This is a genomic window from Methylobacterium nigriterrae (assembly GCF_037106235.1).
Classification (GTDB): domain Bacteria; phylum Pseudomonadota; class Alphaproteobacteria; order Rhizobiales; family Beijerinckiaceae; genus Methylobacterium; species Methylobacterium nigriterrae.
Map to the genome: position 1 here is coordinate 99404 of NZ_JBAWTG010000002.1, position 26554 is coordinate 125957.

Genomic DNA, 26554 nt, shown 5'->3' on the forward strand with positions numbered 1-26554 from the left:
GGCGGATCAGGCCCGGTCCGATTCGTAGATGCCCCGCACGTAGCCGCGCGAGATCAGCCGGTCGCGGCGCAGCGTCCGCCGCTCGGCCTCGCAGAGGTCGGTCAGCGCATCGCGGATGATGGCCCGGATCGCCGCCGAGGCGTCACCCTGCGCCGCCTCCAGATAGGCGGCCGCGATGGCCTCCACGGTCGGCGATTGAGAGGTTTCGGCGCTCGGTCGCGGAGGCATGGCAGGTCCTGTCTGGAGAACAGAACAAGAACACGCCACGGCGCGGGTGGTTCGGTCAAGGGCGCGCGGGCGACAAGCTGTTATTCATCGCCCGATGGCGGTTGCGGGCGCGGCGCCGCCGTTTCGGAAGGGAAAGCGTTGTGTTTCCGAAGGCTGAGCGCCACCGCGATCCGCAAGCTGCCCGTGCGGGAAGGCCGCCCCGTCGGGCGCCCCTCCCGCGTCATGCCCGCGCCGGGGCCTTCTTGAGGGCGGTGGCGAAGGCCTTGAGCTGGCGGTTGAGGTCGGCGAGTTCGTTCAGCGCGATGGTCTTGTGACCGTCCTTGACCGCACGCTCGATGTCCTCGACCTGCGAGGCGGCGAGCCGCCTCAGCGCGGCTGCGAGTTGTTCCCGGGTCATCGGCGCTCCTCGTCTCCCCTGCGGCGGATCACCTGCCGGTGATAGGGGCTCATGCTTAACCGCAGGTTTTCTCGGAGGCGCCGGGATCTCGGATCGGCAACGAATCGGTCGGGCGGCCGCGCGGCGGGTCAGGTCCGCCAGGGATGCGCCGGCAGCTCCGTCGCCCCGATGGCTCTGGCGCCCGCCTCGGCGACCGCGTGATCGTTCTCGACGGTCGATCCGCTGACCCCGATGGCGCCCGACATCACCCCGTCCGAGTCGACGATCGGGATGCCGCCCGGAAAGGTGATGAGGCCGTCATTCGAGTGCTCGATGCCGTAGAGGGGACCGCCCGGCTGCGAGAGCTTGCCGATGGCCCCGGTCGGCATGCCGAAGAACAGGGAGGTCTTGGCCTTCTTCTGCGAGATGTCGATGGAGCCGACCCAGGCGTCGTCCATCCGGTAGAAGGCCTTCAGGTTGCCGCCGGAATCCACGACGGCGATGCACATCTGTGTGCCGAGCTCCACCGCCTTGGCGCGGGCAGCCTCGATGGCCTTGTGCGCGTCCTCGATCGTCACGTGCATGGCGGGTCTCCTGTGGGCTTGGCCGCGTCGGGCGCGGCGTTGCGGGAAAGGCTAGATATGGCGGCCGGTTCCGTCATCGGGACGGCGGGCCAGCCATGTCACGGAGGCGTAGGCGCCGAGCCAGGAGCCGAGCGCCGCGAACAGCACGTAGAGCGCGTTCTGCGTGTAGTTGATGACCGCGAATGCGGAGAGCAGGTACCAGACCGCGCTCCAGTTCGCGGCGCGGACGCGATGCCGGGCGCCGACCGCCGCGTTGAAGAACACGTAGGCCGCATCCGTCACCGCGGTGGCGAGGACGACCCCGAGGGTGACGAGGGGATCGAGGCTCGAGGCCTGCAACGCTGAGAGATGCATGGGCGGCTCCTGCACGCCCCGCCTGCCGGACGAGGCTCGTCCCGGCGGGATGCGCCGAGCCTGCCTCGCGCGGGCGGACGCGCCAAGCCAACCCACCTCTCCCGTGCGGGAGAGGTCGAGTCCGCTGAACGCGGACCGGGTGAGGGGTTTGCCGTCTCCGGAGAGGTCGCACCCCTCACCCCAACCCTCTCCCGCACGGGAGAGGGGACCCGCGCCGGACCTTGGGAACCATCGAGCCCTGCACCGACGACTTCGGCGTGGCTCGGCAGGTCCGAGCGGGAGAGGTGGCGCGGATCAGCCGGGAGGGGTCGCTCCCTTACTTCGCCGCCATCGCGTTGGCCTTCTCGATCAGCGCCTCGGCCATGCGGATCGAGGCGATGTCGATGAGGCGGCCGTCGAGCGAGACGGCGCCGCGGCCGGCGCGTGCCGCCTCCTCCATCGCTTCGAGGATGCGGCGGGCCTTGGTGACCTCGGCCTCGGAGGGCGTGAAGACCTCGTTGGCGAGCTCGATCTGGGTCGGGTGGATCGCCCACTTGCCCTCGAAGCCGAGCGCCGCGCAGCGCTTGGCCGCCGAGACGTAGCCGTCCTTGTCGGAGAAGTCGCCGAAGGGGCCGTCGATCGGACGCAGGCCGTAGGCGCGGCAGGCCACCAGCATGCGGTTCTGGGCGAAGAGCCACGGATCCTGCCAGTGGGTCTGGCGGCCGCCGGCCTCGTCCTTGTCGGTGAGCACGCTGTAATCCGGGTTCACGCCGCCGATCACGGTCGAGCGGGCGCGGGCGGAGGCCGCGTAGTCGGCCACGCCGAAGGACATGGCCTCGAGCCGCTTCGAGGACTGGGCGATCGCCTCGACATTGGCCATGCCGAGCGCTGTCTCGATCAGCACCTCGAAGCCGATCTTCTTCTCGCGCTTCTTGGCCTGTTCGATCTGGGTGACCAGCACGTCGATGGCGTAGACGTCGGCCGGCACGCCGACCTTGGGGATCAGGATCATGTCCAGCCGCGGACAGGCCTCGACGATGTCGACGACGTCCCGGTACATGTAGTGGGTGTCGAGACCGTTGATGCGGATCATCATGGTCTTGCTGCCCCAGTCGATCTCGTTGAGCGCCTGGATGATGTTGGTGCGGGCCTTCTCCTTGTCGTCGGGCGCGACCGCGTCCTCAAGGTCGAGGAAGATCACGTCCGCGGCGGACGAGGCCGACTTCTCCATGAAGGTCGGGTTCGAGCCGGGAACCGCGAGTTCCGAGCGGTGCAGGCGCGGGGTGGCCTGCTGGATCAGGGTGAAGCTCATCGGGGTCCTCCTTGGGGTCTTGCTTGGGTCTCGTCTGGGGTCTCGGCGTCAGGCGCGCAGCTAGGGCGCGGCACGCCTGCACTTCAACACGGGCGGCGGCGCCCCCTGAGACAGGGCCGCCCGATCGTTCGCATCAGCCCGTCGCGCCGAAGCCGACCGCGATGCAGTTGATCGACAGGAGCAGGGCGGATTTCACCGCCTCGCGCTGATCCTCGTCGGGCTCGCTGCGGAAGCGGCGCAGGAGCTCCACCTGCTCGCGGCTGACCTGGTTGATGGTCGGCAGGCGCTCGTTCAGGCGGTCGCGGAACAGGGGGAAGCGCTCGGCCACCTCGCGGTCGCCGCTGACGCGCAACGCCATCTCGCGGGTGAGCCGGTACTCCGCCTCGATCATCCCGAAGATGGTCTCGCGCGCGCCCTCGTCCGGGACGAGGCCCGCGTAGTCGCGGGCGATCTCGAGATCGACCATCAGGAGAGTCTTCTCGACCTCGTCGAGGATGAGCCGGAACAGGCGCGACTCCCGGAACATGCGCCGGAGCTGCGCCTCCCCCTGCGCGCCCCGCACGTCGATGAAGCTCTTCAGCCCCGAGCCGACGCCGTACCAGCCCGTGATGACGTGGCGGTTCTGCGCCCAGGCGAACACCCAGGGGATCGCCCGGAGATCCCCGAGCGAGCGGGCGCCGAAGCGCCGGGCCGGCCGCGAGCCGATGTTGAGGAGCGCGATCTCGTCCAGCGGGCTCGCGCAGCTGAAATAGGTGACGAGGTCGGGGTGCTGGATCAGGTTGACGTAGGCGGCGCGCGACGCGCCCGAGAAGGCCTCCAGCACGTCGTCGAACTCGGCCCGCGGCAGGGAAGCGGCCTCGCGCTCGGATTTCAGCGCGTGCTCGAAGACCGAGGAGGCGAGAAGCTCCATCTGGTAGGCGGCCGTGCCGCGGTTGGCGTACTTGAACGAGACCACCTCGCCCTGCTCGGTCGTGCGGAAGCGCCCGTTGATCGAGCCCGGCGGCTGCGCCGCGATGGCGCGCGCGGTCGGGGCGCCGCCGCGGCTCACCGAGCCGCCGCGGCCGTGGAAGAAGGCGATCGGCACGCCGAGATGCTTGCCGAGGACCGTGAGCTTCGACTGCGCCTTGTAGAGCTCCCAGTTCGAGGCGACGAAGCCGCCGTCCTTGTTCGAGTCCGAGTAGCCGATCATCACCTCCTGCACGCCGCCCTGCCAGCGGGTGGAACGGCGCACGACGGGAATCGAGAGCAACTCCTTCATGATGACGGGCGCGGCGCGCAGGTCGTCGATCGTCTCGAACAGCGGCACGATCGGCAGCGGGCAGATCTCGGTGCCCGCCGTGTCGAGGAAGATGCCGGCCTCCTTGGCCAGCAGATAGGCGCCGAGGATGTCGGGCACCGAGCGGGTCATCGACAGGATGAAGGCGCCGAAGGCCTCGCGGTCGAGCTGCTCGCGCATCTCGCCGACGAGCGCGAAGGTCTCGAGCGTCTCGCGCGCGTCGTCGGGCAAGTCGTCGAAGGAGCGGTCGGGGTTGCGGGGCTTGGCGAGCTCGGCGATGAGCCACGCCTTCCACTCGGGCGCCTCGACCTCCGGCGGGGTCTTGCCCTCGCCGTGCTGCTGGCGCCAGAGGGCCTGGAGCGCCAGCGTCGTGCGGGTGCTGTTCTCGCGCAGATCCAGCCGCACGGTGGAGAAGCGGAAGATCTCGACCATGCGCCGCACCGGCCGCACGAGGTCGATCGCCAGCGAGGCGCATCGCGAGTCGATCAACCCCTGCTCCAGGATCCGCAGGTCGTTGATGAGGCCGTCGGCGCTCGGATAATCCGGCCCCGTCGACTTCGCGCCCTCGTTGCGCGCGATCGTCGCCTCGATCTTGCGCAGGATGCAGGTCAGGAACTGCCGGAAGGCCTCGCCCGGATTGCGGCCGGCGATTGCCCGCGCGTCGCCGCTCTCGGCCAAGAGGTGCGCCAGTTCGCGGCGGAAGCTCTCGGGCACCGGCAGCGAGCGCTCGGTGAGCGAGAGCATGCGGCCGAGCCCGTTCACGCCGTCGCGATAGCGCCGCAGCGAGGCGAGCGCGTTGCGCTGGAGCGTCGTCCGGGTGACGCCGGCGGTGACGTAGGGGTTGCCGTCCCGGTCGCCGCCGATCCAGGAGCCGAACTGGAAGAAGGCCGGCACCTCGAACCGCTCGTCCGGGTAGTAGAGCGCGAGGCTCTCCTCCAGGGAATAGAGGACCTCGGGCAGCATCTCGAACAGGGTCTCGTCGAAGAAGTGCAGGCCCCAGGCGACCTCGCGCTCGACGGTCGGCTTCTCCAGATGCAGCTCGCCCGTCATCCAGACGAGCTCGATCTGGTCGCGCAGGTCGTTCATCAGGCCGTTGCGCTCGCGCTCGGTCCAGCGCGGCAATTCGAGCTCGCGCAGCAGCAGGTAGATGCGGCGGAACTTCTCCAGCACGGTGACGCGCTTGCCCTCGGTGGGGTGCGCCGTGATGGTCGGGCGGATGCGCAGGTCCTTGAGGAGGGCGTGGATCTCCCGGGGCCCGATGCCGCTCGCGGCGGCCTCCGCCAGGATCTTGCTGAAGCTGCTGCCGAGCGCCTCGCGGCCCTCGTTGCGCTCGATGTGCCGGCGCCGGCGCATGGCCGCGTTCTGCTCGGCGATCGAGAGCAGCTGGAACCAGATCCCCTGCACCTGGAGCGCGCGCGCGAGGAGCTCGGGCGAGAATTCCGAGATGTTGGCGTTGCCGTGCAGAACCGCCTCGAGCTCGGGCTCGTGGCGGCGCGCGACCTCGAGCAGCGCGTGGAACAGGATGTCGAGCGCCTCCTTCGAGGAGGTGCCGGTGATCACCGGGGGCGCGAAGATCGGGTCGACCGCGGCGCCCGGCGAGGCGTGCAGGGTATGGGTCATGGCTGTTCGTGCCTCCCGCGCGACGGACGCTCTCCTCCCCTTGCGGGGAGGGAATGAGCGCCTACGCCGCGCGCCTGCTCATCACCTGTGCGACGGTGGTGCCGAAGGAGCCCGGATCCGGCGCCACCGTCAGGCCGTAGGAGCGCATGATCTCGGCCTTCTCGGCGGCGCTGTCGCCGGTGGCCGAGATGATCGCGCCGGCATGGCCCATGCGGCGGCCCTTCGGGGCGGTGAGCCCCGCCACGAACCCGATCACGGGCTTCGACATGTTCTGCTTGATCCAGGCCGAGGCCTCGGCCTCCTGGGGGCCGCCGATCTCGCCGATCATCAGCACCGCGTGAGTGTCCGGATCCTGCTCGAACAGGGCGAGGTGGTCGAGGAAGGAGGAGCCGTTGATCGGGTCGCCGCCGATGCCGACCGAGGTCGAGACGCCGATGTTCTGGGCCATCATCTGCGAGGCGGCCTCGTAGCCGAGCGTGCCCGAGCGCGAGATGATGCCGACATTGCCCTGCAGGTAGATGTGGCCGGGCATGATGCCGAGCATCGACTTGCCGGGCGAGATGATGCCGGCGCAGTTCGGGCCGACCACCATCGAGCGGCGCTCGCGGGGATAGCGCATCAGGTAGCGCTTCACCCGCATCATGTCCTGGGCCGGGATGCCGTCGGTGATCGAGCAGATCAGCCGGATGCCGGCATCGGCCGCCTCCATGATGGCATCCGCCGCGAAGGGGGGCGCCACGAAGGTGATCGAGGTGGTGGCCCCGGTCTCGCGCACCGCGTCCTTGACGGTGTTGAAGACCGGCACGCCGACATGGGTCTTGCCGCCCTTGCCGGGGGTGACGCCGCCGACGACGTTCGAGCCGTAGGCGATCATCTCCTGGGCGTGGAAGGTGCCCTTGTCGCCCGTGATGCCCTGGACGAGGATCGGGGTCTTCTCGTCGATGAGAATGCTCATGATGGGATCTCCTCCGGTCCGGGCTCAGGCGGCCTTGGCGCCGTTGCAGGCCGTGACGGCCTTCCGGGCGGCGTCCGTCAGGGTGTCGGCTGTGATGAGGTCGAGCCCGCTCTCGGCCAGGATCTTCTGGCCGGCCTCGACATTGGTGCCGGCGAGCCGGACGACGAGCGGCACGTCGATCTTCACCTCGCGGGCGGCCTTCACGACGCCCTCGGCGATCCAGTCGCAGCGGTTGATGCCCGCGAAGATGTTGACGAGGATCGCCTTGACGTTGCGGTCGGAGAGCACCAGCCGGAACGCCGTGGCGACGCGCTCGGGCGAGGCGCCGCCACCGACGTCGAGGAAGTTCGCCGGCTCGCCGCCCGCGTGCTTGATCATGTCCATCGTCGCCATGGCGAGGCCCGCGCCGTTGACGATGCAGCCGATCTCGCCCTCGAGGCCAATGTAGTTGAGGTTGTGCTCGGCGGCCTGCGCCTCGCGCGGGTCGCTCTGCGAGGGATCGTGCATGTCCGCGATGTTGCGGCGGCGGAACATGGCGTTGTCGTCGAAGGACATCTTGGCGTCGAGCGCCAGGACGCGGTCGTCCCTGGTGACGACGAGCGGGTTGATCTCCAGCATGGTGCCGTCGCAGTCGCGGAACGCCCGGTAGGCGTTCATGATCGTCTTCACCGCGGCCGAGACCTGCTTGATGTTGAGGCCGAGCTGGAAGGCGATCTCGCGGGCCTGGAACTGCTGCAGGCCGACGGCCGGCTCCACGACCACCTGGATCAGGGCCTCGGGCTCCTTGGCTGCGATCTCCTCGATGTCCATGCCGCCGCGCTGGCTCGCGATGACGCGCACGCGCTCGGCCTTCCGGTCGAGCACGTAGCCGAGATAGAGCTCGCGCTCGAACGGGTCGGCGGTCTCGACGTAGACGCGCTGGACGGGCTTGCCCTCCGAGCCGGTCTGGATCGTCACGAGGCGCTTGCCGAGCAGTTCCTTGGCGGCATCGCGCACCTCGTTGTAGGTGCGGCAGAGCTTGATCCCGCCGGCCTTGCCGCGGGCGCCCGCGTGGATCTGCGCCTTCACGGCCCAGAACGAGCCGCCGAGCTCGGTCGCCGCGTAGACCGCCTGGTCCGGGCTGAAGGCCACGGCCCCTTTCGGCACGGCGACGCCGAAGCTCGCGAGCAGCTCTTTGGCTTGATACTCGTGAACGTCCATCTGAGACCTCCTTGTCGCGTTTCCTTGGAGGCGATCATCCCGTAAATTTCATTTCACGGGAAGCACTCCTGCATTTATATTTTTTTGCATCCTCTTTAAGTCTGCCTTGAAGGGCAGCCGGAATGCTTCTCGTCTTCAGTCCTCGGTTCTCCCCGATCGCTTCGGCCGGAGGCGAGAACGATGCGCCGGCTCAGTTCGACTGCGCTGAGCCGGCCCGTCGGGCCGGGATCCTCAGACCAGCTTGGCCTTGACCACCTCGTAGATGCGCTCGTTCAGCGCCCCGGCATCGCCGACGAGCCCTTCGAGCTCCTTCAGGCGCTCCTCCGCGAAGGCGCGGTCGTTCAGGCCCTTGGCGTTGACGTAGACGTTCAGCGCCGCGCTGCGCAGGCCCGCATAGGCCGAGAGAACGGCGACGCCCGCGTCCGAGATGACGTTGAGGTTGCCCTTCTCGGCCACGATCCCGGCAAGGTCGATCACCTCGCGGCAGACGCGGCAGCAGGCGAGCGGGACGTCGGTCGCCTCTTTCAGCGCCGCCTGGATCCTCTCGGCGCGCGCCGCCTTCTGCGCGTCGGTGTCCTTGGGCAGGCCGTAGGCGCCCATCACGGCGTCGAAGGCCGCGACGTCGTCGGCGATCATGCCGGTGAGCGTGGCGCGCAGGGCCTCGGACTTGGCCAGCACCTCCTTCAGGTCGGCCTCGACCTCGACGTACTTCTTCTTGCCGATGGTGAGGTTGCACACCATCGACACGAGGGCGGCGCCCATCGCGCCCGAGATCGCGGCGGCCCCGCCGCCGCCCGGAGTCGGGGCCGAGCTCGCCAGCCCGTCGAGGAATTTTTCGATCGTTTCGTTCTGGGCCATGGCGTCTCACCGGATTTGAAGTCATCGACGCGGGTCTGCCCTCCCCCTTGCAGGGAGGGGTCGGGGCGGGGCGGTGCAGGAGGCACCGCCGAGGTCCTTCCGGCGCCAACCCCGCCTCCCCCCGGATCGGTCCGGTCCCGGGCAAGCCCGAGACCGGTGGGGTGGAGAGGCTCGTGGCGCTGCGGCCCTCAGGCCATCTTCTTGGCCAGCGCGTAGATCGCCTCGGCGTCGAGCACCTGCTCGGTATTGTCGAAGAGCTGGCCGACGCAGGCGCGGTGGAGCTTGAGCTTGAGGCCGCCGATGCCGAGCGCGCCGAAGACGCGCTTGCCGTGGCGCTCCTTGCCCTTGTCCATCGCGTCGATGCCGCCGAAGCCGAGCGGCGGCTGGGCGTTGTAGTCGGCGAGGTACTCGATGCTCGCCTCGTCCCTCCAGGCCTCCTCGGGCAGGAGTTCGAGGCCGATGGCGCCGGCCGAGAACACGATGTTCTGGCCCTTCACGATCCTGGCGCGCGAGCCCGCATCCGGGGTCTCGGCGGCCGAGACGTTGACGCCGAAGCGCTTGTTGATGGCGTCCGCGGAGGCCTGGGCCTTGTCCAGCGAGCGGCCCGCGACGGTGACCTGCGCGCCCTCCTTGGCGAGCAGCGCGGCCGAGCGCATGCCGACCGGGCCGGTGCCGGCCAGGATCACGGCCTTCTTGCCTTCGAGCGACCCGGCCGCCTTGGCGACGAGGGCGACGCCCGCGGCGGCCGTGGTGTTCGAGCCGTTCGAGTCGAGCATGGTCGAGACCCGGAAGGGCCCGAAGAAGCGCTTCTTGACCGCCGCCAGCACCGCCTCGCCGGCCGCCATGTTGCCGCCGCCCACGAAGATCGCCGTCGACTTCTTCTCCGACCCGCCGCGGGTGTAGATCGTGCCGTCGACCAGCGCCCCGACATTCTCCGGCGTCACGCCGCCGTAGCCGGTGATGTGGTCGGCGCCGCCGTCGTAGCCCACCACCGTGTCGAACACGCTCGGCACCGCATCCGTGTCGAACAGGAAAAGCAGCTTCTTCATTGTTTGTCCCTTCGTCCGCGCGGCCTCGCGCGGTTCAGCGTTTCCAACTCGATCCCGAGGCCGACGGTCCGCCTCCCGCATCCTCGTCCCGGGGCCGCGGGGGCAGCCCGCAATTCGGACGCGCGAGAGGCGCAGGCCGGACCTCGACCCGCGGCGCCCCGGGATGGCGAGGCGGCGGGCCGTGGCGGCCCGGCCGCCGACGGCCGCCACGGCCCGCGTCAGCCCTCGACGACGTTCTGCGGCTTGCCCCCGACGAACGCCTCGATGTTGTCGACGAGCTGGTCGGCGAGGATCTGCATCGCCTGCTTGCTCGCCCAGGCCACGTGCGGGGTCACGATCAGGTTCGGCAGGTCGGCGTCGGCCAGGATGTTGCCGTTCTTCGGCGGCTCCTGCGCCACCACGTCGAAGCCCGCGCCGGCGATCGTGCCGCTCTTGAGGGCCTCCAGCAGCGCCTCCTCGTCCACGAGGCCGCCGCGGGCCGTGTTGATCAGGATGGCGCTGCGCTTCATCTTCGCGAGCTCGTCGCGCCCGATCATGTTCTTGGTGTCGGGGGTGAGCGGCACGTGCAGCGTGATGACGTCCGAATCCCTCAGGATCGTCTCGAAATCGACGAGGCCCTCCTGCGGGAAGACGTCGTAGGCGATCACCTTCATGCCGAGCGCCTCGGCCCGCTTGGCGATCGACTTGCCGAGCGCCCCGTAGCCGACGATGCCGAGCGTCGAGCCCGCGATGTCGTGGATCGGGTAGTCGAAGTAGCAGAACTGGGTCGACTTCGCCCAATCGCCCCGGCGCACCGAGTTGGCGTAGGGCACGATGGCGCGGCGCAGCGCGAACATCAGCCCGACCACGTGCTCCGGCACGGTGTTGAAGGCGTAGTTGCGGATGTTGACGACCGTGACACCCTGCTGCTTGGCCTGGGCCTTGTCGACGACGTCGGTGCCGGTCGCCGCCACCGCGATCAGCTTCAGCTTGGGCAGCTGCTTCAGCGTGTCGGCCCGCATCGGCACCTTGTTGATGATGGCGATCTCGGCATCCTTCAGGCGCTCGACGATCTCCTCGGGCGTCCAGGTCGACTCGTACTCCGTGTATGCGTGCGGGAAGTTGAATTCGCGCACCTTGGCATCGAGGGATTCGCGGTCGAGGAAGACGATGTTCTGCGTCATGGAGAACCCCTTTCAGAACCCGGTTTCCGGGCGGCCGGCGCTGGCGTCCGCGGGCCTTCATCGGTCCGTGTCTTAGAGCGGACGGGGCCGAGTCGGCCGGCCCCGTCCGGGTTATCCACTAGGCCTTCGAGAGGGGGTTCTCGCGCAGGTAGCTCGAGGCCGCGGCGACGCCCGAGCCCGGGGTCACCTTGATGCCGTTGTCGAGCATCGACATCTCGGCGCCGGCGATGGCGGCGAGCAGCGACAGCTCGTTCAGGTCGCCGACATGGCCGATGCGGAACACCTTGCCGGCCACTTCCGACAGGCCCGCGCCGAGCGCGAGGTTGTAGCGGACATAGGCGTGCTTGATGATCTTGGCGGCGTCGACGCCCTCCGGCACGACGATCGCCGTGACGGTGTCGGAGTTCCACTTGGGCTCCTTGGCGCAGGTCTTGAGGCCCCAGGCCGCGACGGCCTGGCGGGTCGCCTCGCCGAGCACCGCGTGCCGGTTGTAGACGTTCTCGAGGCCCTCCTCGAACAGGCAGGCCAGCGCCTCGCGCAGGCCGTAGAGGAGCGGCAGCGGCGGCGTGTAGGGGAAGTAGCCGGTCGGGTTCGCCTTCCGCTGGTCGGCGTAGTCGAAATAGACCTTGGCGAGGCGGTCGTTCTTGCCCGCCTGGCTCTCGGCGGCCTGCAGGCCCTTCGGGCTGATGCAGGCGACGCCGAGGCCGGCCGGCAGCATCAGGCCCTTCTGGGAGCCCGCGATCGCCGCGTCGACCTTCCACTCGTCGGCCTTGAAGGGCAGCGAGCCGATGGAGGACACACCGTCCACGAAGAGCAGCGCCGGGTGGCCGGCCGCGTCCATCGCCTTGCGGACGGCGCCGATGTCGCTCGTCACGCCCGTGGCGGTCTCGTTGTGGACCACCATGACGGCCTTGATCTCATGGTTCTTGTCGGCCCGCAGGGCCTCCTCGATCCGCTGCGGGTTCGCGCCCGTGCCCCAGGCCTCCTCCTGCACGATCACGTCGAGGCCGAGGCGCTGCGCCATGTCGATCCAGAGATGGCTGAACTGGCCGAAGCGCGAGGACAGCACCTTGTCGCCGCGGGCGAGCGTGTTGCAGAGCGCCGATTCCCAGATGCCGGTTCCGCTCGAGGGGAACAGGAAGATGGTGCCGTCCGTCGAGCCGAACACCTTCTTGGTGTCCTCGAACAGGGGCTTCGTCAGCGAGGGGAAGTCGATCGAGCGGTGATCCTCCGACTGGACCATCATGGCCCGCAGGACGCGGTCCGGGATGTTCGTCGGGCCCGGCACGAACAGATGGTTACGACCCGGCCGTCTCGTTGCCGCCATGTTGTTTCCTCCGATTTCCAAACTCGATGGCCGGACCGATGCCGGCGCCAGGATGAAGTCAGCGAGCCGCCGTCGCTCGTGGTTGCCGCGATCGTCGGGGGAGGGGTCCCCTCGACCGCTCGGGTGCGAAGGTGGTCACGGACGGGACGGTCCGTACTTCGCGGATCCCGCCGCCCGGAACAGGCCGGACCGGTTGCACCGGGCCGCGTTCCATTCCGTCGACGTCGTCCACCCCCGAGGTCAGATCATGGTGCCGTGCGGAGCGGCGGGGCGGCATGTGCCGCTCGCGGTCGCGGCATGGTTGCATGCCGGTCGCCTCCGAGTAGCCAGAGCCTCAATGCGTCGGTCGGCGCGCGCTTGCAAGCGCTCCGACGTATCATGGACACCTTCCTTCCTGTCGTCGGCGATCCCGTTGGCCGTTTCCGGCGCCAGGCTCGGCCCGGCGGTCTCCTTGGCCACAATTATGACTGCCTCGGCGAGGGAAGGAAAACTCAAAAAACTTGGCCGCTCGTCAAAAAAATTATCGTGCGATGCAACGTCCCGCTGCGCATCCGCTCAATCTCTTCGGCAGTGCAGCAAGGTTTCCCCGGCGGCGTCATCAAACTGATACCGGAATCCGGTTTGGCTCGGGGCCTCGAATCCGCCGGGAGACGCTCGTGGCCGAAGACACGGAGAAGGCGACCCGCGTCCGGACGCTCTTCCTGTCCGACATGCATCTGGGCACGAAGGGCTGCCAAGCCGGTCTGCTCTTGAATTTCCTCAAGGACTACGACGCGGACGAGATCTACCTCGTCGGCGACATCGTCGACGGCTGGCAGCTCCGCTCGGGCTGGTACTGGCCGCAGGCACACAACGACGTCGTCCAGAACCTGCTGCGCAAGGTCCGCAAGGGCTCGACGATCATCTACGTGCCGGGCAACCACGACGAGTTCCTGCGCGACTATATCGGCACGACCTTCGGGGGCGTCGAGATCGCCGAGAGCCGCATTCACGAGGCGGCGGACGGACGGCGCTACCTCGTGATCCACGGGGACCAGTTCGACATGGTGGTGCGCCACGCCAAGTGGCTCGCCTATCTGGGCGACGGCGCCTACACCTTCGCGCTCTTCGTGAACACGGGCCTCAACCGCGTGCGCCGCCGCCTCGGCCTCGCCTACTGGTCGCTCTCGGCCTGGGCCAAGCTGAAGGTGAAGAACGCCGTCAACTTCATCGGCAAGTTCGAGGAATTCCTGGCCGCCGAGGCGCGCCGCGTCGGCGCCGACGGCGTCATCTGCGGCCACATCCACCACGCGGCCAGCCGCGAGATCGATGGGCTGCGCTACCTCAACACGGGCGACTGGGTGGAATCCTGCACGGCGATCGTCGAGCATTACGACGGCACCATGGAGGTGCTGCACTACCCGAGCGTGCTGCGCGCCCGCGAGGCGGCGCTGGCGGCTGCCGTCCAGGCAGCCGAGCCGGAGCCGGCCGGACGCCGGGCCGTCGCATGATCCCGCCCGTCGGGCGCCCGCGCGTCCATCCCACCCGGACCCGCGCCTCGGGCCGTCCGGCCACGGCCGGCGGCCAGTCATGCGGGCGGCTCGTCCCATGAGGCTCCTCATCGCCACCGATGCCTGGGCTCCGCAGGTGAACGGCGTGGTGCGCTCGCTGGAGCACATGGCGGCGGCGGGGCGCGGCCTCGGCTTCGACCCCGTCTTCCTGACCCACCAGGATTTCCGCTCGGTACCCCTGCCGGGCTACCCGGAGATCCGGCTCTCGCTCGCGACGAAGCGCAGGATCGCGGACAGCTGGGGCCGCCTCGACCCGACCTACGTGCATATCGCCACCGAGGGGACGGTGGGCTACGCCACGCGCCGGTACTGCCTGTCGCGGGGGCGGCCCTTCACCACGAGCTACCACACCCGCTTCCCCGAATACCTCGCCGCCCGCGCCCCCGTGCCGGAATCCTGGAGCTACGCCTGGCTGCGCCGCTTCCACGGGGCGGCGAGCGGCACCATGGTGTCGACGCCCTCGCTGGAGCGCGATCTCGCCGGCCGCGGCTTCACCAACCTGATGCGCTGGACCCGCGGCGTCGACACCGAGCTGTTCCGGCCGCAAGCCTCGGACGCGCTCGACGGGCTGCCCCGGCCGATCTTCCTGTTCGTCGGGCGGCTCGCCGTGGAGAAGAACGTCGCGGCCTTCCTCGGCCTCGACCTGCCGGGCACCAAGGTGATCGTCGGCGACGGGCCGGACCGGGCCCGCCTGGAGGCACTGGCGCCGGCCGCGCGCTTCCTCGGCACGCAGACCGGGGCCGCCCTCGCCCGCCTCTACGCGGCGGCCGACGCCTTCGTGTTCCCGAGCCTCACCGACACGTTCGGCATCGTGCTGCTCGAGGCTCTGGCCTGCGGCCTGCCGGTGGCGGCCTTTCCGGTCACCGGGCCCCTCGACGTGATCGCGGGGACGGGGGCGGGCGTGCTCGATCCCGACCTGCGCGCGGCGGCGCTCGCGGCGCTCGGGATCCCCCGGGCGCGCTGCCGGGAGGAGGCGCTGCGCCACACCTGGGCCGAGAGCGCGCGCCAGTTCTACGCCAATATCGAGGCGGCCCACGCGCGCGGGCCGTCGCCGCGCCGCTGCGCCCGCGCGCGTGGGAGCGGCGCCGTCGAACTCGGCTGAGGAGGCGCGCGAGGGCACCCGTGACGCGGGCCGCGGAAGCTGCGAAGGGTGCGGCCCCGGTCCCGTATCCCGCCCCGATCTCCCATGCCCCCCTTCGACCCGGCACGCGCCGCGAGCTATCCCGCCGTGATCGGCTGCGACGAGGTCGGCCGCGGCGCCCTGTGCGGACCCGTGATGGTGGCCGCGGTGTGGTTCGACCCCGCCGCCCTGCCGGCCGACCTGCTGGCCCGCCTCGACGACAGCAAGCGCCTGGCGCGGCCCCTGCGCGAGGCGCTGGCGCCGCTGATCCGCGTCCATGCCCGCGTCGCCGTGGCGGCGGGTTCGCGCGCCCTCGTCGACCGGCTCAACGTGCGGGGCGCCACTCTCGACGCCATGCGGCGCGCCGTCCTGAAGCTCGGGCTCGACGCGCCGGTGCTGGTCGACGGGCGCGACCTCGTCCCGGGCCTGAGCCAGGCCTGCCGGGCCGTGGTCGGGGGCGACCGGGCCGTGCCGCAGATCGCCGCCGCCTCGATCGTCGCCAAGACGCTGCGCGACGACCTGATGCGGGCACTCGCCCGCCGCCACCCGGACTATGCCTGGGAGCGCAACGTCGGATACGGCACCGCCGCCCACCGCGCCGGCCTGACCCGGCGGGGCTTGAGCCCGCATCACCGCCGGACCTTCACGCGCGCCTTCGCGTGACCCGTTCAGAACAGGGCGAGCTGCGCCCCCGGCACCGCGAAGGCGCCGGCGTTCAGCGTCACGCGCTCGCGCGCGAAGCCGAGCCGCGCCTTGGCGAGGCGCATGCGCTGCACGATCAGCTCGGCGTAGGCGCCCTGCCCCACCATGCGGCGCCCGAAGGCCGCGTCGTAGGCGCGGCCGCCGCGGGCCTGGCGGACGAGCGCGAAGGCGTGCTCCCGGCGCCCCGGGTAATGCTCGGCGAACCAGTCCGAGACGAGCGCGTCGAGCTCGTGCGGCAGGCGCAGGAGCACGTGGTTCGCCTCCCCCGCCCCGCAGGCGCGGGCCTCCGCCAGGATCGCCTCGATCTCGTGGTCGTTCAGGGCGGGGATCACCGGCGCCACGATCACCATGACGGGGATGCCGGCGGCGCTGAGCGCCCGGATCGCCTCGAGGCGCTTGCGCGGGTGCGGCGCCCGCGGCTCCATCCGGCGGGCGAGGACGGGGTCGAGGGTGGTGACGGAGACCGCGACCTTGACGAGCCCGTCGGCCGCCATCGCGGCCAGGATGTCGAGGTCGCGCGTGACGAGGTTCGACTTCGTGACGATCCCGACCGGGTGGCGGAAGCGCGCCAGAACCTCGAGGAGACTCCGCGTCAGGCGGTGCTCGCGCTCGATCGGCTGGTAGGGGTCCGTGGCGGTGCCGAGCGCGATGGTGCGGGGCGCGTAGCCCGGGGCCGAGAGCTCGCGCGTGAGGAGACGCGCCGCGTCGGGCTTGGTGAAGAGCCGCGTCTCGAAATCGAGGCCGGGCGAGAGGCCGAGATAGGCGTGGTTCGGCCGGGCGAAGCAGTAGATGCAGCCGTGCTCGCAGCCGCGATAGGGGTTGATCAAGCGGTCGAACGGGATGTCGGGCGAGGTGTTGCGCGTGATGATGCGCCGCGCCCGCTCGGGCGTCACCGCGGTGCGCGCCGGAAGCGCCTCCGCCGCGCCCCAGCCGTCGTCGAAGGCCTCCCGCCGCGTCGCCTCGAAGCGCCCGTCGGGATTGGCCGTGGCGCCGCGCCCGCGCCGCGCCTGCGGGTCGGTCGTCGTCGTGGCAAGCCGGCGGGGCAGCGATTCGGGAAAGCCGGCGGCAACCGGTCTGGGCATGCCGAATCCCCCCTCCGAACGAGCCAACGAACACGCGGACCAGAACATATCAGGAACAGATCCCCTCGTCAGCGCCTCAATTTCAGGCACCGCACCGCTCGGCGGGGCGGCGCGGCGGCGGACAGGAGGAAGCGGCGCGACGGGCTGTCGCGAGCGCACGAAAATGGTCTATGGGCGCGCATGATCTCCGCTCTGACCTACGTGGCGCGACCGGCCGACCCGGATGCGATCGACCGCCTCGCCGACACCCTGAGTGCGCTCGTCACCGGCGTGGCGGCCGGGCTGGTCGGCGACGCGATCATCGTCGTCGTCGGCGCCAACGAGGCGGTCGAGACCGTGGCGGAGGCGACCGGCGCGACCCTCGTCCTGCGGCCGCGGGGCGGCAGCCCCTGGGTCGCCGGCGCCAGGGCCGCGCGGCGCGACTGGGTTCTGTGCCTCGAGGCCGGCGACGTGCCGGCCGAGGGCTGGATCCGCACCCTCGACCGGTTCGTGAACACGGCCCGGCCGGACGTCGCCCTGGCGCGCCTGCGCCGGCCCCACGCGGGCCTGCCCCACCGCATCGCCACGCGCGGAGAGAGCGTGATCGGCGTGCGCGCGGCCCGGGCCGGCGACCTCGTGCGGCGCGACCGGCTCGTCGCCGGCCCGACCTTCTCGCCGCGCCTGAAGCCCCGCCAGCTGATCGCCCGGCTGGAGCGCGCCTGAGCCGCGCGCCCGTGCGGGCTCGGCGGCTCACGCCTCGCGGCAGGCGGTCGTTCTCCGAAACGCCAGGGGTTTCCCATCCGCTCGCGGGGCGGCACGGGCCCGGTCCGACCGGCCGGGCCGGCGATCAGGCGCTCGAAGATGCGCCCCGGCGCAGGTGCTCGTCGAGGCGGGGCATGATCTCGACGAAGTTGCAGGGCCGGTGCCGGTAGTCGAGCTGCTGGGCGAGGATCCCGTCCCAGGCGTCCCGGCAGGCGCCGGGCGAGCCCGGCAGCACGAAGATGTAGGTGGCCCCGGCAACCCCGGCGGTGGCGCGCGACTGCAGCGTCGAGGTGCCGATCTTGTCGTAGGAGAGGCGGTGGAACACCGCCGAGAAGCCGTCCATGCGCTTCTCGAACAGGGGCTCCAGGGCCTCCGGCGTCACGTCGCGCCCGGTGAAGCCGGTGCCGCCCGTGGTGATCACGACGTCGATGCCCGGATCGCGCGTCCACGCCTCGACCTGGCCCCGGATGGAAGCGACCTCGTCCGGCACGATGGCGCGGGCGGCGAGGCGGTGTCCGGCTTCCGTGAGGCGCTGCGCGAGCGTGTCCCCCGAGCGGTCGTCCTCCGGCCGCCGCGTGTCCGAGACTGTCAGCACGGCGATCGAGAGCGGGATGAAGCTGCGGGCGGTGTCGGGGGCGGGCATGGGGTCCTCGGCGGGTCTCGGGCGGGAATCCGGCCCGCTCCGGGCCGGTCGCCCGCAACGGGAGACTGCCGCCCGAGATAATCGGGCGCGAGCCGGTGTCGAGACCTGAAGGGCTTCTTCACATCTCGCGTGCAGGATTCAGGCGACATCGCCCCCGATCTCGCCCCCCGGTCCCGCCCCAGCCTTGACGCGCCCGCCCGACGAGTTCCCGGAAGACGGCGCGCCGCCCGCCCGGCCCGTTCCGCCGCACGGCGTCGCGGACTGGCCGGGCCGGCGCGACGGGCCCGCCCGGCCCGAGGCGCTGCCGGATGGGCGCCCGTGGCCGCGGGTGCGGGTCTTGACCTTCGCGCGCGCGGACAATCCGGACCTGCCGGACACCATCGCGTCCGTGCTCGCGCAGGATTACGCGCCGGTCCGGCACGAGGTGGTGCCGGCCGCAGCGGCCGAGGCGGCCATCGGCGCCGCGCTGGCCGACCCCGCGACCGACCACGTCCTGTTCCTGCGTTCCGGCGACCTGCTGGCGCCGGGCGCGCTGACGGCGCTGTGCCTCGAAGCGGCGCTGACGGGTGCGGCGGCGGTGGCGGGCCTGCGCGTCCTGTTCGACCGGACCGTGGCCGGCCTCGACGTGCCCTCCCTTGCGGGCGAGGAGACCGGGGCCGGCATCCCCTTCACGGGCGGCGAGGTCCTGTTCGCGCGCCGCGCGCTCGCCGCTGCGGGTGCGGATCCGGCGCCCGCCGAATCCGCGAGCGCGGCGTGGCTGCGCCTTTCCCACGCCGGCGCTCCCCTGGCGCGGATCGGCCGGCCGGTTCTGCTCCAGCGCCGGCCGGAGGCGGACCTGCCGCGCGAGCCCGGCCTGTCCATCGTCTCGCTGACGGGCTCGGGATATCAGGGCGGCGCCGGCATCGCGCAGCGCCGGCTCGCCGAGGCGCTCGCCCTGGCCGGGCATCGGCTGACGCACCGCGCGCTCGCCGACGAGTCGCCGCCCGCTTCCGCCGAGTGGACCGACCGCTTTCCGCGGGCCGAGGCGGCGATCCTCGGCGGCGGCCACGACCTCGTCCTCGCGGGCAACCTGCACGGGGCGACCCGCAGCCTCGACGTCCTGGGGCGCCTCGCGGCCCGGCTGCCGGTCGCGGCGGTGCTGCACGATCTCTTCCCGCTGACCGGGCGCTGCGCCTACCCGAAGGACTGCACCCGCATCGCTGCCGGCTGCGACGCCGCCTGCCCGACGCCGGACCAGTACCCGGAGCTTCGCCGAGGCCGGATCGCGAGCGTGCACGCGGCCAAGCGCCGGATCCTCGACGCCCCGCGCGCGCCCCTCCTCCTCGCCAATTCCGCCTGGACCGCGGCGCGGGCGCGGGACTACGCGCCCCCCGGCGCCGGCATCGCCGAGATCACCCTGGCCTTCCCGACGGGGGTGTTCCGCCCCGCCGACCGCCGGTCGCTGCGTCGCGGCCTCGGGCTGCCCGAGGACGATTGCCTGATCGTCTTCTCGGCCGTGATCGTCGACGCGCCCGACAAGGGCTTCCCGGACCTCGTCGCGGCGCTGCACCGTGTCGCGCGGCCGGGCGTCGGCTTCGTGGCGATCGGCCGCCTCGACGACCCGGGCGCGCTCGGCCTGCCGAACCTGTTCGCGCCGGGCCCCGTCGCCGAGGAGGCGAGCCTCGCCGCCTGGTACGGCGCCTGCGATCTCCATGTCACGGCAAGCCGCGTCGAGACCCTGGGGCAGACCCCAGTCGAGGCGGGCCTATGCGGCACGCCGACCCTCGCCTACGCGGCGACGGGGCTGACCAGCGCGGTGATCGACGGCGTGAGCGGCCGCCTCGTGCCCCCGGAGCCGGGCGCGCTCGCCGAGGCGCTCGAAGGGCTCGTCGCCGACGCGGCCGAGCGAGAGCGGCTCGGCGCCTTCGCGCGCATCGCCCTGGAGGGCCGCTTCAGCCACGCCTCTGCGGCGATGCGGCTCGACGAGGTGCTGCGGGACGAGGGCCTGCTGCCCGCCTCCGGGGAACGCCTGCGCTTCCCGCCCGCGATGCTCGGCCGCTTCGCCTTCGCGGCCGAGCGGCATCCGGGCGCCGGCGCCACGGTGCCGGCGCCCTCGCACGCCCTCGTGCGCCGCCTGCGCCGCGCCAAGCAGGCGCTGTTCGGTCGATCCATGCCCTACTGGATCCGGCGCGCCCTCTCCGTCTCGGCCCGGTTGCGGCAGGGTATCCGGGCTCTTGGAATGGCCCGATGAGCCCGCGCCGCGTCACGATCGACCAGACCCATCTGCGCGGCCACGTCACGGGGATCGAGCGCGTCGCCCGGGATCTGTTCGCGCCGGAGCGGCTGAGCCCGCACCCGGTCCGCCTCGTGCGGAGCCCGAGCCTGGCCCGGATGATCCTCGCCCAGCAGGTCGGGCTGCCGCTGCGGGGCATGGCCGACCGCTCCGGCCTCTATCTCTTCCCGGGCTTTCCGCCCGGCCCCCTCTGCGCGCTCATCGGGACCCGCTGCATCCTCTACGTCCACGACACGTTCCTGATCACGCGCCCGCGCGACCTGAGCTGGAAGAGCCGCCTCTACATGGCGCCGAGCTTCCGGCTGGCGATGCGCTACGGCCGCCGCTTCCTCGTGAACTCCCACACCACCGGCGAGGCCCTGCGCGCCGTCTGCGCCCCGGACGCCCTCGTGGCGCTGCTCCGGCCGTCGGTCGCGGACGTATTCGGGCTGTCCGGCTCGGCCGGCCCCGCGCCTTACCGGGCGGGCGAGCCCCTGCGGCTCCTCGCCATCGGGACGATCGAACCGCGCAAGGACTACCCGGCGGCGCTCGCGCTCGCCGCCGCCCTCAACGCCGCGGGCGTGGCGGCCGAACTGCACATCGTCGGACGCGTCGGCTGGGGCCGGCACGCGTTCCTCGACGCCCCGCCGCCTTTCCTGACGCTCCACGGCTACGTGGACGATGCGGCCCTGCGCCGGCTGGCCGAGAGCTGCCACGCCCTCGTCTCGACCTCGAAGGCGGAGGGGCTCGGGCTGCCGCTCCTCGAGGTGCAGCACGGCGGCCTGCCGGTGATCGCGCCCGAGGGCGCCGTCTTCTCGGAAGTGCTCGGCGGCTCCGGTCTCTTCATCCGCCCCGAGGATCCGCAGGGCTCCGCCGCGCGGCTGATCGACTGGCTCGGGACCGGAACCCTCGACGCCGCGGCCCGGGCGGCCCGGAGAAACGTCGCGCGCTGGAACGCGCTCGCCGCCGGGGATGCGGAGCGTTTCCGGCACTTCCTCGCGGCCGGACCGAGCGCCTACGCGGCCGCAGGCACGGTCCCGCCGCCCTGAGCGCAGCTCGGAACCGCGGCGCATCGCGCGCAGCGAGCCGGACTATTCGCGCCCTGCGGTACAATATCACAAATAGCATTCATGAATATATTCCATCATAAATAGTATATCGTCGATCAAAAGCTCGTTTTTTCTCTGGAAACCAGCCGATATCGTCAGTCAATACGGAAGTCAGACGCCGGCTGACATGCTCAATCTGCCAGGCATAGCGGTTGCGACTGGTTGACGGACCGTCACCGCCCTGTCGAGGCCTGTGCCAATCCGGCACGGGCCGGTTTCAGGACGGTGGAGACGGGACCACGCCGCGGCCGGATCGTCCCGGCGTCGGACAGGTCGAGGGACAAGACAGATGTTCGACTTCGCGACGCCGATCCGCGGCGAGCCGGTTGAGGTGGTCCTGCCGCAGACGCGCGCGCGGCAGCCCGACCCGCGCACCATCCTGCGCCGCCTGTGGAGCGGCGGCAGCTTCATCCTTCTCGGCGGCCTGTTCATGCTGGCGGTGGCCGTGGCGGGGATGGGTCTGCTGACGCCGAGCTACACCTCCAACATCCAGATCCTGATCGATCCGTCCGATCTGCGCGTCGTGGAGAACGACGTCAACGCGCGCACGCCGCAGGCCGACAGCGGCGTCTCCATCGTCGAGAGCCAGGTGCGGGTGATCCAGGCCGACAACGTTCTGCGCCGGGTGGTTCGGAAGCTCGGGCTCGATCGGGACGACGAGTTCATGAAGCCCGATTCCGACAACTCCCTTGTCGTCGGGCTGAAGCGGGCGCTCGGCATGACGCCGCCGCCTGGGAGCCGCGACCCCGTCAACATCGCCCTCGACACCCTGCGCCTCAAGCTGAGCGTCCGGCGCGCCGAGCGCACCTTCGTGATCGATGTCGGCGTGCAGTCGCGCGATCCCGAGAAGGCGGCGCGCATCGCCAACGCCATCGGCGACGCCTACTTCGCCGAGGAGGCCGCGGCCCGCACGGAGGCGGCGCGGCGCGCCTCCGACGCGCTCACGGGCCGCCTGAACGCCCTCCGGCAGGGCGTCGAGGAGGCGGAGAGCCGGGTCGTCCAGTATCGGGAGGACAACCGCCTCGTCGCGGCGAGCGGTCGCCTCCTGACCGACCAGCAGCTCGGCGACCTGAACCAGCAGCTCGTCACCGCCTCGATCAAGACCGCCGAGGCGCGCTCGCGCCTCGACCAGGCCAAGAAGATGAAGGCCGGGGACGGCAGCACGGCGCTGCCCGAGATGCTGCAATCCCTCGAGATGCAGGCGCTGCGCCAGCAATACGCGACGCTCTCGCGCAACACCGCCGAGCTCGCGACCCGGCTCGGCGAGCGCCACCCGGCCATGGCCGAGCAATACGCCCAGCAGCGCGACCTCCAGCGTCTGATCCAGCGCGAGAAGGAGCGCATCATCGAGACCACGCAGAAGGATTTCGACCGGGCCGCGGCGAGCGAGGCCGCCATCCGCAAGAGCCTCGACCGGGCCAAGGCCGAGACCGCCGCGAGCGACCGCGCCAATGTGGGCCTGCGCGAGTTGGAGCGGGCGGTGGAATCCCGCCGCGGCGTCTACGAGGCCTTCCTGCGGCGCTCCCGCGAGGCGAGCGAGCAGGAGCGGCTGAACAGCACCAACGTGCGCGTCATCTCGCCGGCCACGCCCGCACGCCTGCGCACATGGCCCCCCTCGCCCAAGGTCGTGCTGCCCGTGGCCCTGGTCCTGGGGCTGGCGCTCGGCGCCGGCATCGCGCTCCTGCTCGGGGCCGACCGCGAACGCCGCCGCTCCGCCCGCACCCCGTTCGAGGGCACGCGCAGCTTCCGGGCCGCCGATGCGTGAGGCCGGCGGATCAGTCCCGGGGGAGCAGGCCGTGATGGCGCGCCGCGTCGGACATGGTGAGGACCGGCACGCCGTGATCGGCGAGCAGGGTCAGGGCCTCGTCGAGGATGCGGGGCGAGGCCCCGATCGGCGTCGGCTCGGCGGCGACGTCGTGGGTGTAGAGGATCAGCCATCCCCGCGCCTCCACGGTGCGGCGGACGAGGACGGCGAGGCGCTCCCGGTCGTACCCGGCGTCGAACAGGCCGACCGCCCCGAGGAGCGCCGGGTCGATCCGGCCGAGATTCGGGCTCTCGTAGATCGAGCGGCAGGTTGCGAAGCGGCCCGCGAGATAGCGCTTCTGCGAGAGCCCGAGATCGCCGAACGGATAGCAGAAATGCCGCGGATCCTGACCGCAGATCTCGATCAGGAGGTCGCGGCTGCGGTCGCACTCGCGGGCGAGTTCGGGCAGGCCCAGGGACTGCACGTTGACGTGGCGCGCGGTGTGGCACCCGATCTCGTGGCCGGCGCGCGCGACGGCACGGATCTCGGAGCGCCCGGCGACGCGCCAGTGCCGGTCCCGGCGCCCGCACCATTCCGCGGCGACGTAGAACGTGCCGGCCACGCCCCGCCGCTCGAGGAGCGGTGCGCCGACGGTCGCGGCCGAGTCCGGCACGTCGTCGAAGGTCAGGCTCGCCACCGCGCACGGCCCGGCCAGGGCCACGCGCCGCGCCGGCGCCCGGCGAGCCAGGAAGCGCCACAGCTTGCGGTCGAGCCCGTCCGACCAGCCCTGCTCCACGGCGGGCAGCGGCGCGCGGCTCAGCATCGCGGCGCCGATGGCCGCATGGCCGCTCGTCCCGCTTCGAGTCCCGTCCTCACCCTCGCGAGTCCCCCGGCATGAGCCTGAGCCTGTTCGGAATCGCCTTCACCACGGGCGACGCGGCCGAGGTTCTCGCCACGGCCGCGGCGCGTCCCGGCCCGAGGCCCCGCCTCGTCGTGACGGCGAACGTGGATCACATCGTGGCCCTGTCCGAGAACGCCGCCTTCCGGAAGGCCTATGCGGGGGCGGCCGCGCGGACGCTCGACGGCATGCCGCTCGTCTGGCTCGCCCGGCTGACCGGTCGCTACGGCGCGCAGCGCGTCACCGGGCACGACCTCCTGGCCTGCGCGCTCGCCGCATCCCGGGCGCCGGGAACGCGGGTGTTCCTCGTCTGCGCGAGCCTGCTCGTGGGCGAGCGGATGCGGACCCGCCTCGTCGGCGCCGGCCTCGCGCCCGGGGACGTCGCCATCGCGGTGCCGCCCTTCGGCTTCGAACGGGACGCGGCCTACGGGCACGCGCTCGCCGAGCGGGTGCGCCGCCACGGGACGACGCTGCTGGTGATGGGCGTCGGGGCGCCGAAATCCGAGATCTGGGTCGACCGGCAGGGCGAGGCTCTCGGCGCGCCCGTGGTTTTGGCGGTCGGCGAGGCGCTGAACGTGGCGGCCGGGCTCGCGCCGCGGGCGCCCCGGTTGATGCAGCACGCTGGCCTCGAATGGCTGTTCCGCTTCCTGCACGCGCCGCAGCGCCTGTTCCACCGCTACTTCGTCCGCTCCTGGCGCTTCGTCAGGATCATGGCGAACGAGCGCGACCATCCCGCCGGGTAGGCGGCGGCTGGCCTGCGCTCCGAACTGTCGATCCCGACTCATCGGCGAAGATGATCCGCGAGAAACCTTGCGGAAATCCTGCACGGCGCATCGTAGTCAGAATGTTGCGTGCGCAACATTACGCTCGCCGTCCAGTAACGCGCCTGCCGGCCGACGAATATCCGCGCGGGCACAGGCCCGGTCCGATCATTCGGGCGCGAACAGATGGGGGTGGCGCAGGCGCAGCGCGAAGGTGAGGAGCAGGGTCTTGACGTCGGTGAGCGCGCCGCGGTCGCTCATCTCGGCCAGCCGGTCGAGCGGCACCTCGTGGACCGTGATCGCCTCGTGCTCGTCCGCGAGGCCGCCGCCGGGGCCGGAATGGTCGGCCGCCGAGAAGGCCGCGAGGTACAGGTCCATCTGCTCGGTGGAGATGCCCGGCATGCTCCAGCCGCGCGCGACCGGCTCGAGGGCGGCGAGTTGCACGCCCGTCTCCTCGTAGACCTCGCGCCGGGCGCCGTCCTCGGGCTCGGCCTCGTCGAGGAGGCCGGCCGGCACCTCCAGGATCTCCTCCGTCCCGTCCGCGTAGAAGGGGGGTGCCCGGAACTGCGAGATCAGGACCGCGATCCGGCGCTCGGCGTCGTAGGGCAGCACCGCGACCGCCCGGCCATGGTCCTCGACCTCGCGCTTCAGGCGGGTGCCGTCCGGCATCGTCACCTCGGCGACGAGGAAGCGGCTCCAGCCGTCATGCACCGTGCGGGTGCCGCGGATGATGGGGGCCATGGCAAGTCTCCGCCGGAGGTCTCTGACGATTCCGCGCGGTCCGGGGACCGCCCTCTCGCGGCTCTAGCGGCGAGATGGCGCATGAATGAGGCGGCCCATCACTTTCGCGTCAGGGCGCCGCGCGCCGGATCCTGAAGCGGATCGCGTCCCCGTCCCGCTCCACCACCTCGACGCAGTCGCCCTCCTGCCGCACGAGGTTCGGGATGTCGATGGCCGACATCGGGTCGGTGCAGGTCACAACGAGGCCGGCGCCGGCGGGCAGCCCGCGCAGCGCCTTGCGGGTGCGCAGCACCGGAAGCGGGCATTTCAGGCCGCGCAGGTCGAGCTCGCCGATGTCGGAGGCCGCCGCACCCTCTCGCCCGTCGTCCTGGCCCACGCGAAAACCCCGCCGACGGCACGCGCCGTCGACGGGGTTCTAGCCGAAGGGGACGGCGCCTGTCAGGCGCCATCGCGTCTCGGGGCCGGGCCTCAGTAGCCCCAGCCGGAGGCGGGATAGCCGTAGCCGTAGCCGTAGGCCGGGTAGCTGTAGCCGTAGCCCACATTGCCGTAGCCGTAAGCCGGGTAGCCGTAGCCGCCCCCGTAATAGCCGTCGTAGTAGCCGTAGCGCGGGGCGGCGCTCGCCGCGATGGCGCCGCCGATCAGGCCGAGGGCGGCACCGGCCGCGAGCGCACCGCCGACATTGCGGCGATAGCCGTAGCCGCGATAGCCGTAGCCCCGATAGCCGCCGTAGCCGTAGCCGCCGCGCCAGCGGACCTGATCGACATTGGCTTTCGGGCCGCCGACCTGGGCGGAGTTCAGGGCCGGGAGCGGCGCGGCATCCGCGGCCGTGAAGGAACCGGCGGAGAGGCCGAGGGCCGTGGTGCCGGCCAACGCCAGGGAAAGGATGCGCGACATGCGTGCGATCTCCGTGATGGGTTTCGTGCCCTAGGAA

At 71.4% G+C, this 26554-nt stretch carries 25 protein-coding genes and 1 pseudogene; 8 read left to right on the plus strand and 18 right to left on the minus strand.

The window, feature by feature from the left end; all coding sequences use genetic code 11:
* Positions 1-6: 6 nt before the first annotated feature.
* From WDW90_RS02075 to WDW90_RS02130, 12 genes and pseudogenes are all read right to left on the minus strand, one after another.
* Positions 7-228, minus strand: a complete 222-nt coding sequence (locus WDW90_RS02075; RefSeq protein ID WP_336485600.1) for a hypothetical protein — start codon at positions 226-228, stop codon at positions 7-9.
* Positions 229-448: 220 nt separating this feature from the next.
* Positions 449-625 (minus strand): hypothetical protein, encoded by a 177-nt coding sequence (locus WDW90_RS02080; RefSeq protein ID WP_336485601.1) that lies wholly within the window; start codon positions 623-625, stop codon positions 449-451.
* 128 nt (positions 626-753) lie between these two features.
* The gene (locus WDW90_RS02085) at positions 754-1188 is read right to left on the minus strand and encodes a GlcG/HbpS family heme-binding protein (RefSeq protein ID WP_336485602.1); all 435 of its coding nucleotides are present in this window, start codon (positions 1186-1188) and stop codon (positions 754-756) included.
* 51 nt (positions 1189-1239) lie between these two features.
* On the minus strand, positions 1240-1542 hold the full coding sequence (locus WDW90_RS02090; protein ID WP_336485603.1) for a hypothetical protein: 303 nt from the start codon (positions 1540-1542) through the stop codon (positions 1240-1242).
* A gap of 316 nt (positions 1543-1858) precedes the next feature.
* Positions 1859-2833 (minus strand): HpcH/HpaI aldolase/citrate lyase family protein, encoded by a 975-nt coding sequence (locus WDW90_RS02095; protein WP_336485604.1) that lies wholly within the window; start codon positions 2831-2833, stop codon positions 1859-1861.
* 133 nt (positions 2834-2966) lie between these two features.
* A complete protein-coding gene (locus WDW90_RS02100) occupies positions 2967-5729 on the minus strand; it encodes a phosphoenolpyruvate carboxylase (protein ID WP_336485605.1) in 2763 nt (920 codons plus the stop codon).
* Positions 5730-5790: 61 nt separating this feature from the next.
* A complete protein-coding gene (sucD, locus tag WDW90_RS02105) occupies positions 5791-6684 on the minus strand; it encodes a succinate--CoA ligase subunit alpha (RefSeq protein WP_336485606.1) in 894 nt (297 codons plus the stop codon).
* 24 nt (positions 6685-6708) lie between these two features.
* Positions 6709-7887 (minus strand): annotated as a pseudogene (locus WDW90_RS02110) (malate--CoA ligase subunit beta); the annotation flags it as partial.
* A 228-nt stretch (positions 7888-8115) separates the two neighbouring features.
* Positions 8116-8742 (minus strand): methenyltetrahydrofolate cyclohydrolase, encoded by a 627-nt coding sequence (gene fchA, locus WDW90_RS02115; protein ID WP_336485607.1) that lies wholly within the window; start codon positions 8740-8742, stop codon positions 8116-8118.
* Positions 8743-8930: 188 nt separating this feature from the next.
* A complete protein-coding gene (locus tag WDW90_RS02120) occupies positions 8931-9791 on the minus strand; it encodes an NADP-dependent methylenetetrahydromethanopterin/methylenetetrahydrofolate dehydrogenase (RefSeq protein ID WP_336485608.1) in 861 nt (286 codons plus the stop codon).
* A 218-nt stretch (positions 9792-10009) separates the two neighbouring features.
* Positions 10010-10954, minus strand: a complete 945-nt coding sequence (locus WDW90_RS02125; RefSeq protein WP_336485609.1) for a D-2-hydroxyacid dehydrogenase — start codon at positions 10952-10954, stop codon at positions 10010-10012.
* Positions 10955-11072: 118 nt separating this feature from the next.
* Complete coding sequence (locus tag WDW90_RS02130) at positions 11073-12281, minus strand: aminotransferase class V-fold PLP-dependent enzyme (RefSeq protein ID WP_336485610.1); 1209 nt, start codon at positions 12279-12281, stop codon at positions 11073-11075.
* Positions 12282-12991: 710 nt separating this feature from the next.
* On the opposite strand from WDW90_RS02130, the gene WDW90_RS02135 reads away from it, so the two are divergent.
* From WDW90_RS02135 to rnhB, 3 genes are all read left to right on the plus strand, one after another.
* The gene (locus WDW90_RS02135) at positions 12992-13771 is read left to right on the plus strand and encodes a UDP-2,3-diacylglucosamine diphosphatase (protein WP_431310956.1); all 780 of its coding nucleotides are present in this window, start codon (positions 12992-12994) and stop codon (positions 13769-13771) included.
* A 97-nt stretch (positions 13772-13868) separates the two neighbouring features.
* A complete protein-coding gene (locus tag WDW90_RS02140; RefSeq protein WP_336485612.1) occupies positions 13869-14933 on the plus strand; it encodes a glycosyltransferase family 4 protein in 1065 nt (354 codons plus the stop codon).
* Between the two features lie 84 nt (positions 14934-15017).
* Positions 15018-15614, plus strand: coding sequence for a ribonuclease HII (rnhB, locus tag WDW90_RS02145; RefSeq protein WP_336485613.1), 597 nt, complete (start codon positions 15018-15020; stop codon positions 15612-15614).
* Between the two features lie 5 nt (positions 15615-15619).
* On the opposite strand, the gene WDW90_RS02150 is transcribed toward rnhB, so the two are convergent.
* On the minus strand, positions 15620-16735 hold the full coding sequence (locus WDW90_RS02150; protein WP_336485614.1) for a PA0069 family radical SAM protein: 1116 nt from the start codon (positions 16733-16735) through the stop codon (positions 15620-15622).
* Between the two features lie 180 nt (positions 16736-16915).
* Here WDW90_RS02150 and WDW90_RS02155 point away from each other — a divergent pair, with 180 nt between their 5' ends.
* Positions 16916-17437 (plus strand): hypothetical protein, encoded by a 522-nt coding sequence (locus WDW90_RS02155; RefSeq protein ID WP_336485615.1) that lies wholly within the window; start codon positions 16916-16918, stop codon positions 17435-17437.
* A gap of 124 nt (positions 17438-17561) precedes the next feature.
* Here WDW90_RS02155 and moaB read toward each other — a convergent pair whose 3' ends face one another.
* The gene (moaB, locus tag WDW90_RS02160) at positions 17562-18119 is read right to left on the minus strand and encodes a molybdenum cofactor biosynthesis protein B (RefSeq protein ID WP_336485616.1); all 558 of its coding nucleotides are present in this window, start codon (positions 18117-18119) and stop codon (positions 17562-17564) included.
* A 184-nt stretch (positions 18120-18303) separates the two neighbouring features.
* On the opposite strand from moaB, the gene WDW90_RS02165 reads away from it, so the two are divergent.
* The 3 genes from WDW90_RS02165 to WDW90_RS02175 all read left to right on the plus strand — a co-directional run bounded on the left by WDW90_RS02165 (position 18304) and on the right by WDW90_RS02175 (position 23244).
* Entirely contained in the window at positions 18304-20349 is a 2046-nt protein-coding gene (locus tag WDW90_RS02165) for a glycosyltransferase (protein WP_336485617.1), read from the plus strand.
* On the plus strand, positions 20346-21419 hold the full coding sequence (locus WDW90_RS02170; protein ID WP_336485618.1) for a glycosyltransferase: 1074 nt from the start codon (positions 20346-20348) through the stop codon (positions 21417-21419). The genes WDW90_RS02165 and WDW90_RS02170 overlap by 4 nt, the downstream gene beginning before the upstream one ends.
* Before the next feature lie 349 nt (positions 21420-21768).
* Positions 21769-23244, plus strand: a complete 1476-nt coding sequence (locus tag WDW90_RS02175) for a GumC family protein (RefSeq protein WP_336485619.1) — start codon at positions 21769-21771, stop codon at positions 23242-23244.
* Between the two features lie 10 nt (positions 23245-23254).
* Here the strand turns inward: WDW90_RS02175 and WDW90_RS02180 are convergent, their stop codons facing one another.
* Positions 23255-24046, minus strand: a complete 792-nt coding sequence (locus tag WDW90_RS02180; RefSeq protein WP_336485620.1) for a polysaccharide deacetylase family protein — start codon at positions 24044-24046, stop codon at positions 23255-23257.
* A gap of 71 nt (positions 24047-24117) precedes the next feature.
* On the opposite strand from WDW90_RS02180, the gene WDW90_RS02185 reads away from it, so the two are divergent.
* Positions 24118-24864 carry a WecB/TagA/CpsF family glycosyltransferase gene (locus WDW90_RS02185; RefSeq protein WP_336485621.1) on the plus strand — a complete coding sequence of 249 codons (747 nt, stop codon included), beginning with the start codon at positions 24118-24120 and terminating at the stop codon, positions 24862-24864.
* 186 nt (positions 24865-25050) lie between these two features.
* Here WDW90_RS02185 and WDW90_RS02190 read toward each other — a convergent pair whose 3' ends face one another.
* From WDW90_RS02190 to WDW90_RS02200, 3 genes are all read right to left on the minus strand, one after another.
* Positions 25051-25623, minus strand: coding sequence for an NUDIX domain-containing protein (locus WDW90_RS02190; protein ID WP_336485622.1), 573 nt, complete (start codon positions 25621-25623; stop codon positions 25051-25053).
* 109 nt (positions 25624-25732) lie between these two features.
* The gene (locus WDW90_RS02195) at positions 25733-25999 is read right to left on the minus strand and encodes a sulfurtransferase TusA family protein (RefSeq protein WP_336485623.1); all 267 of its coding nucleotides are present in this window, start codon (positions 25997-25999) and stop codon (positions 25733-25735) included.
* Between the two features lie 92 nt (positions 26000-26091).
* Positions 26092-26517 (minus strand): hypothetical protein, encoded by a 426-nt coding sequence (locus WDW90_RS02200; protein ID WP_336485624.1) that lies wholly within the window; start codon positions 26515-26517, stop codon positions 26092-26094.
* Between the last annotated feature and the right edge of the window lie 37 nt (positions 26518-26554).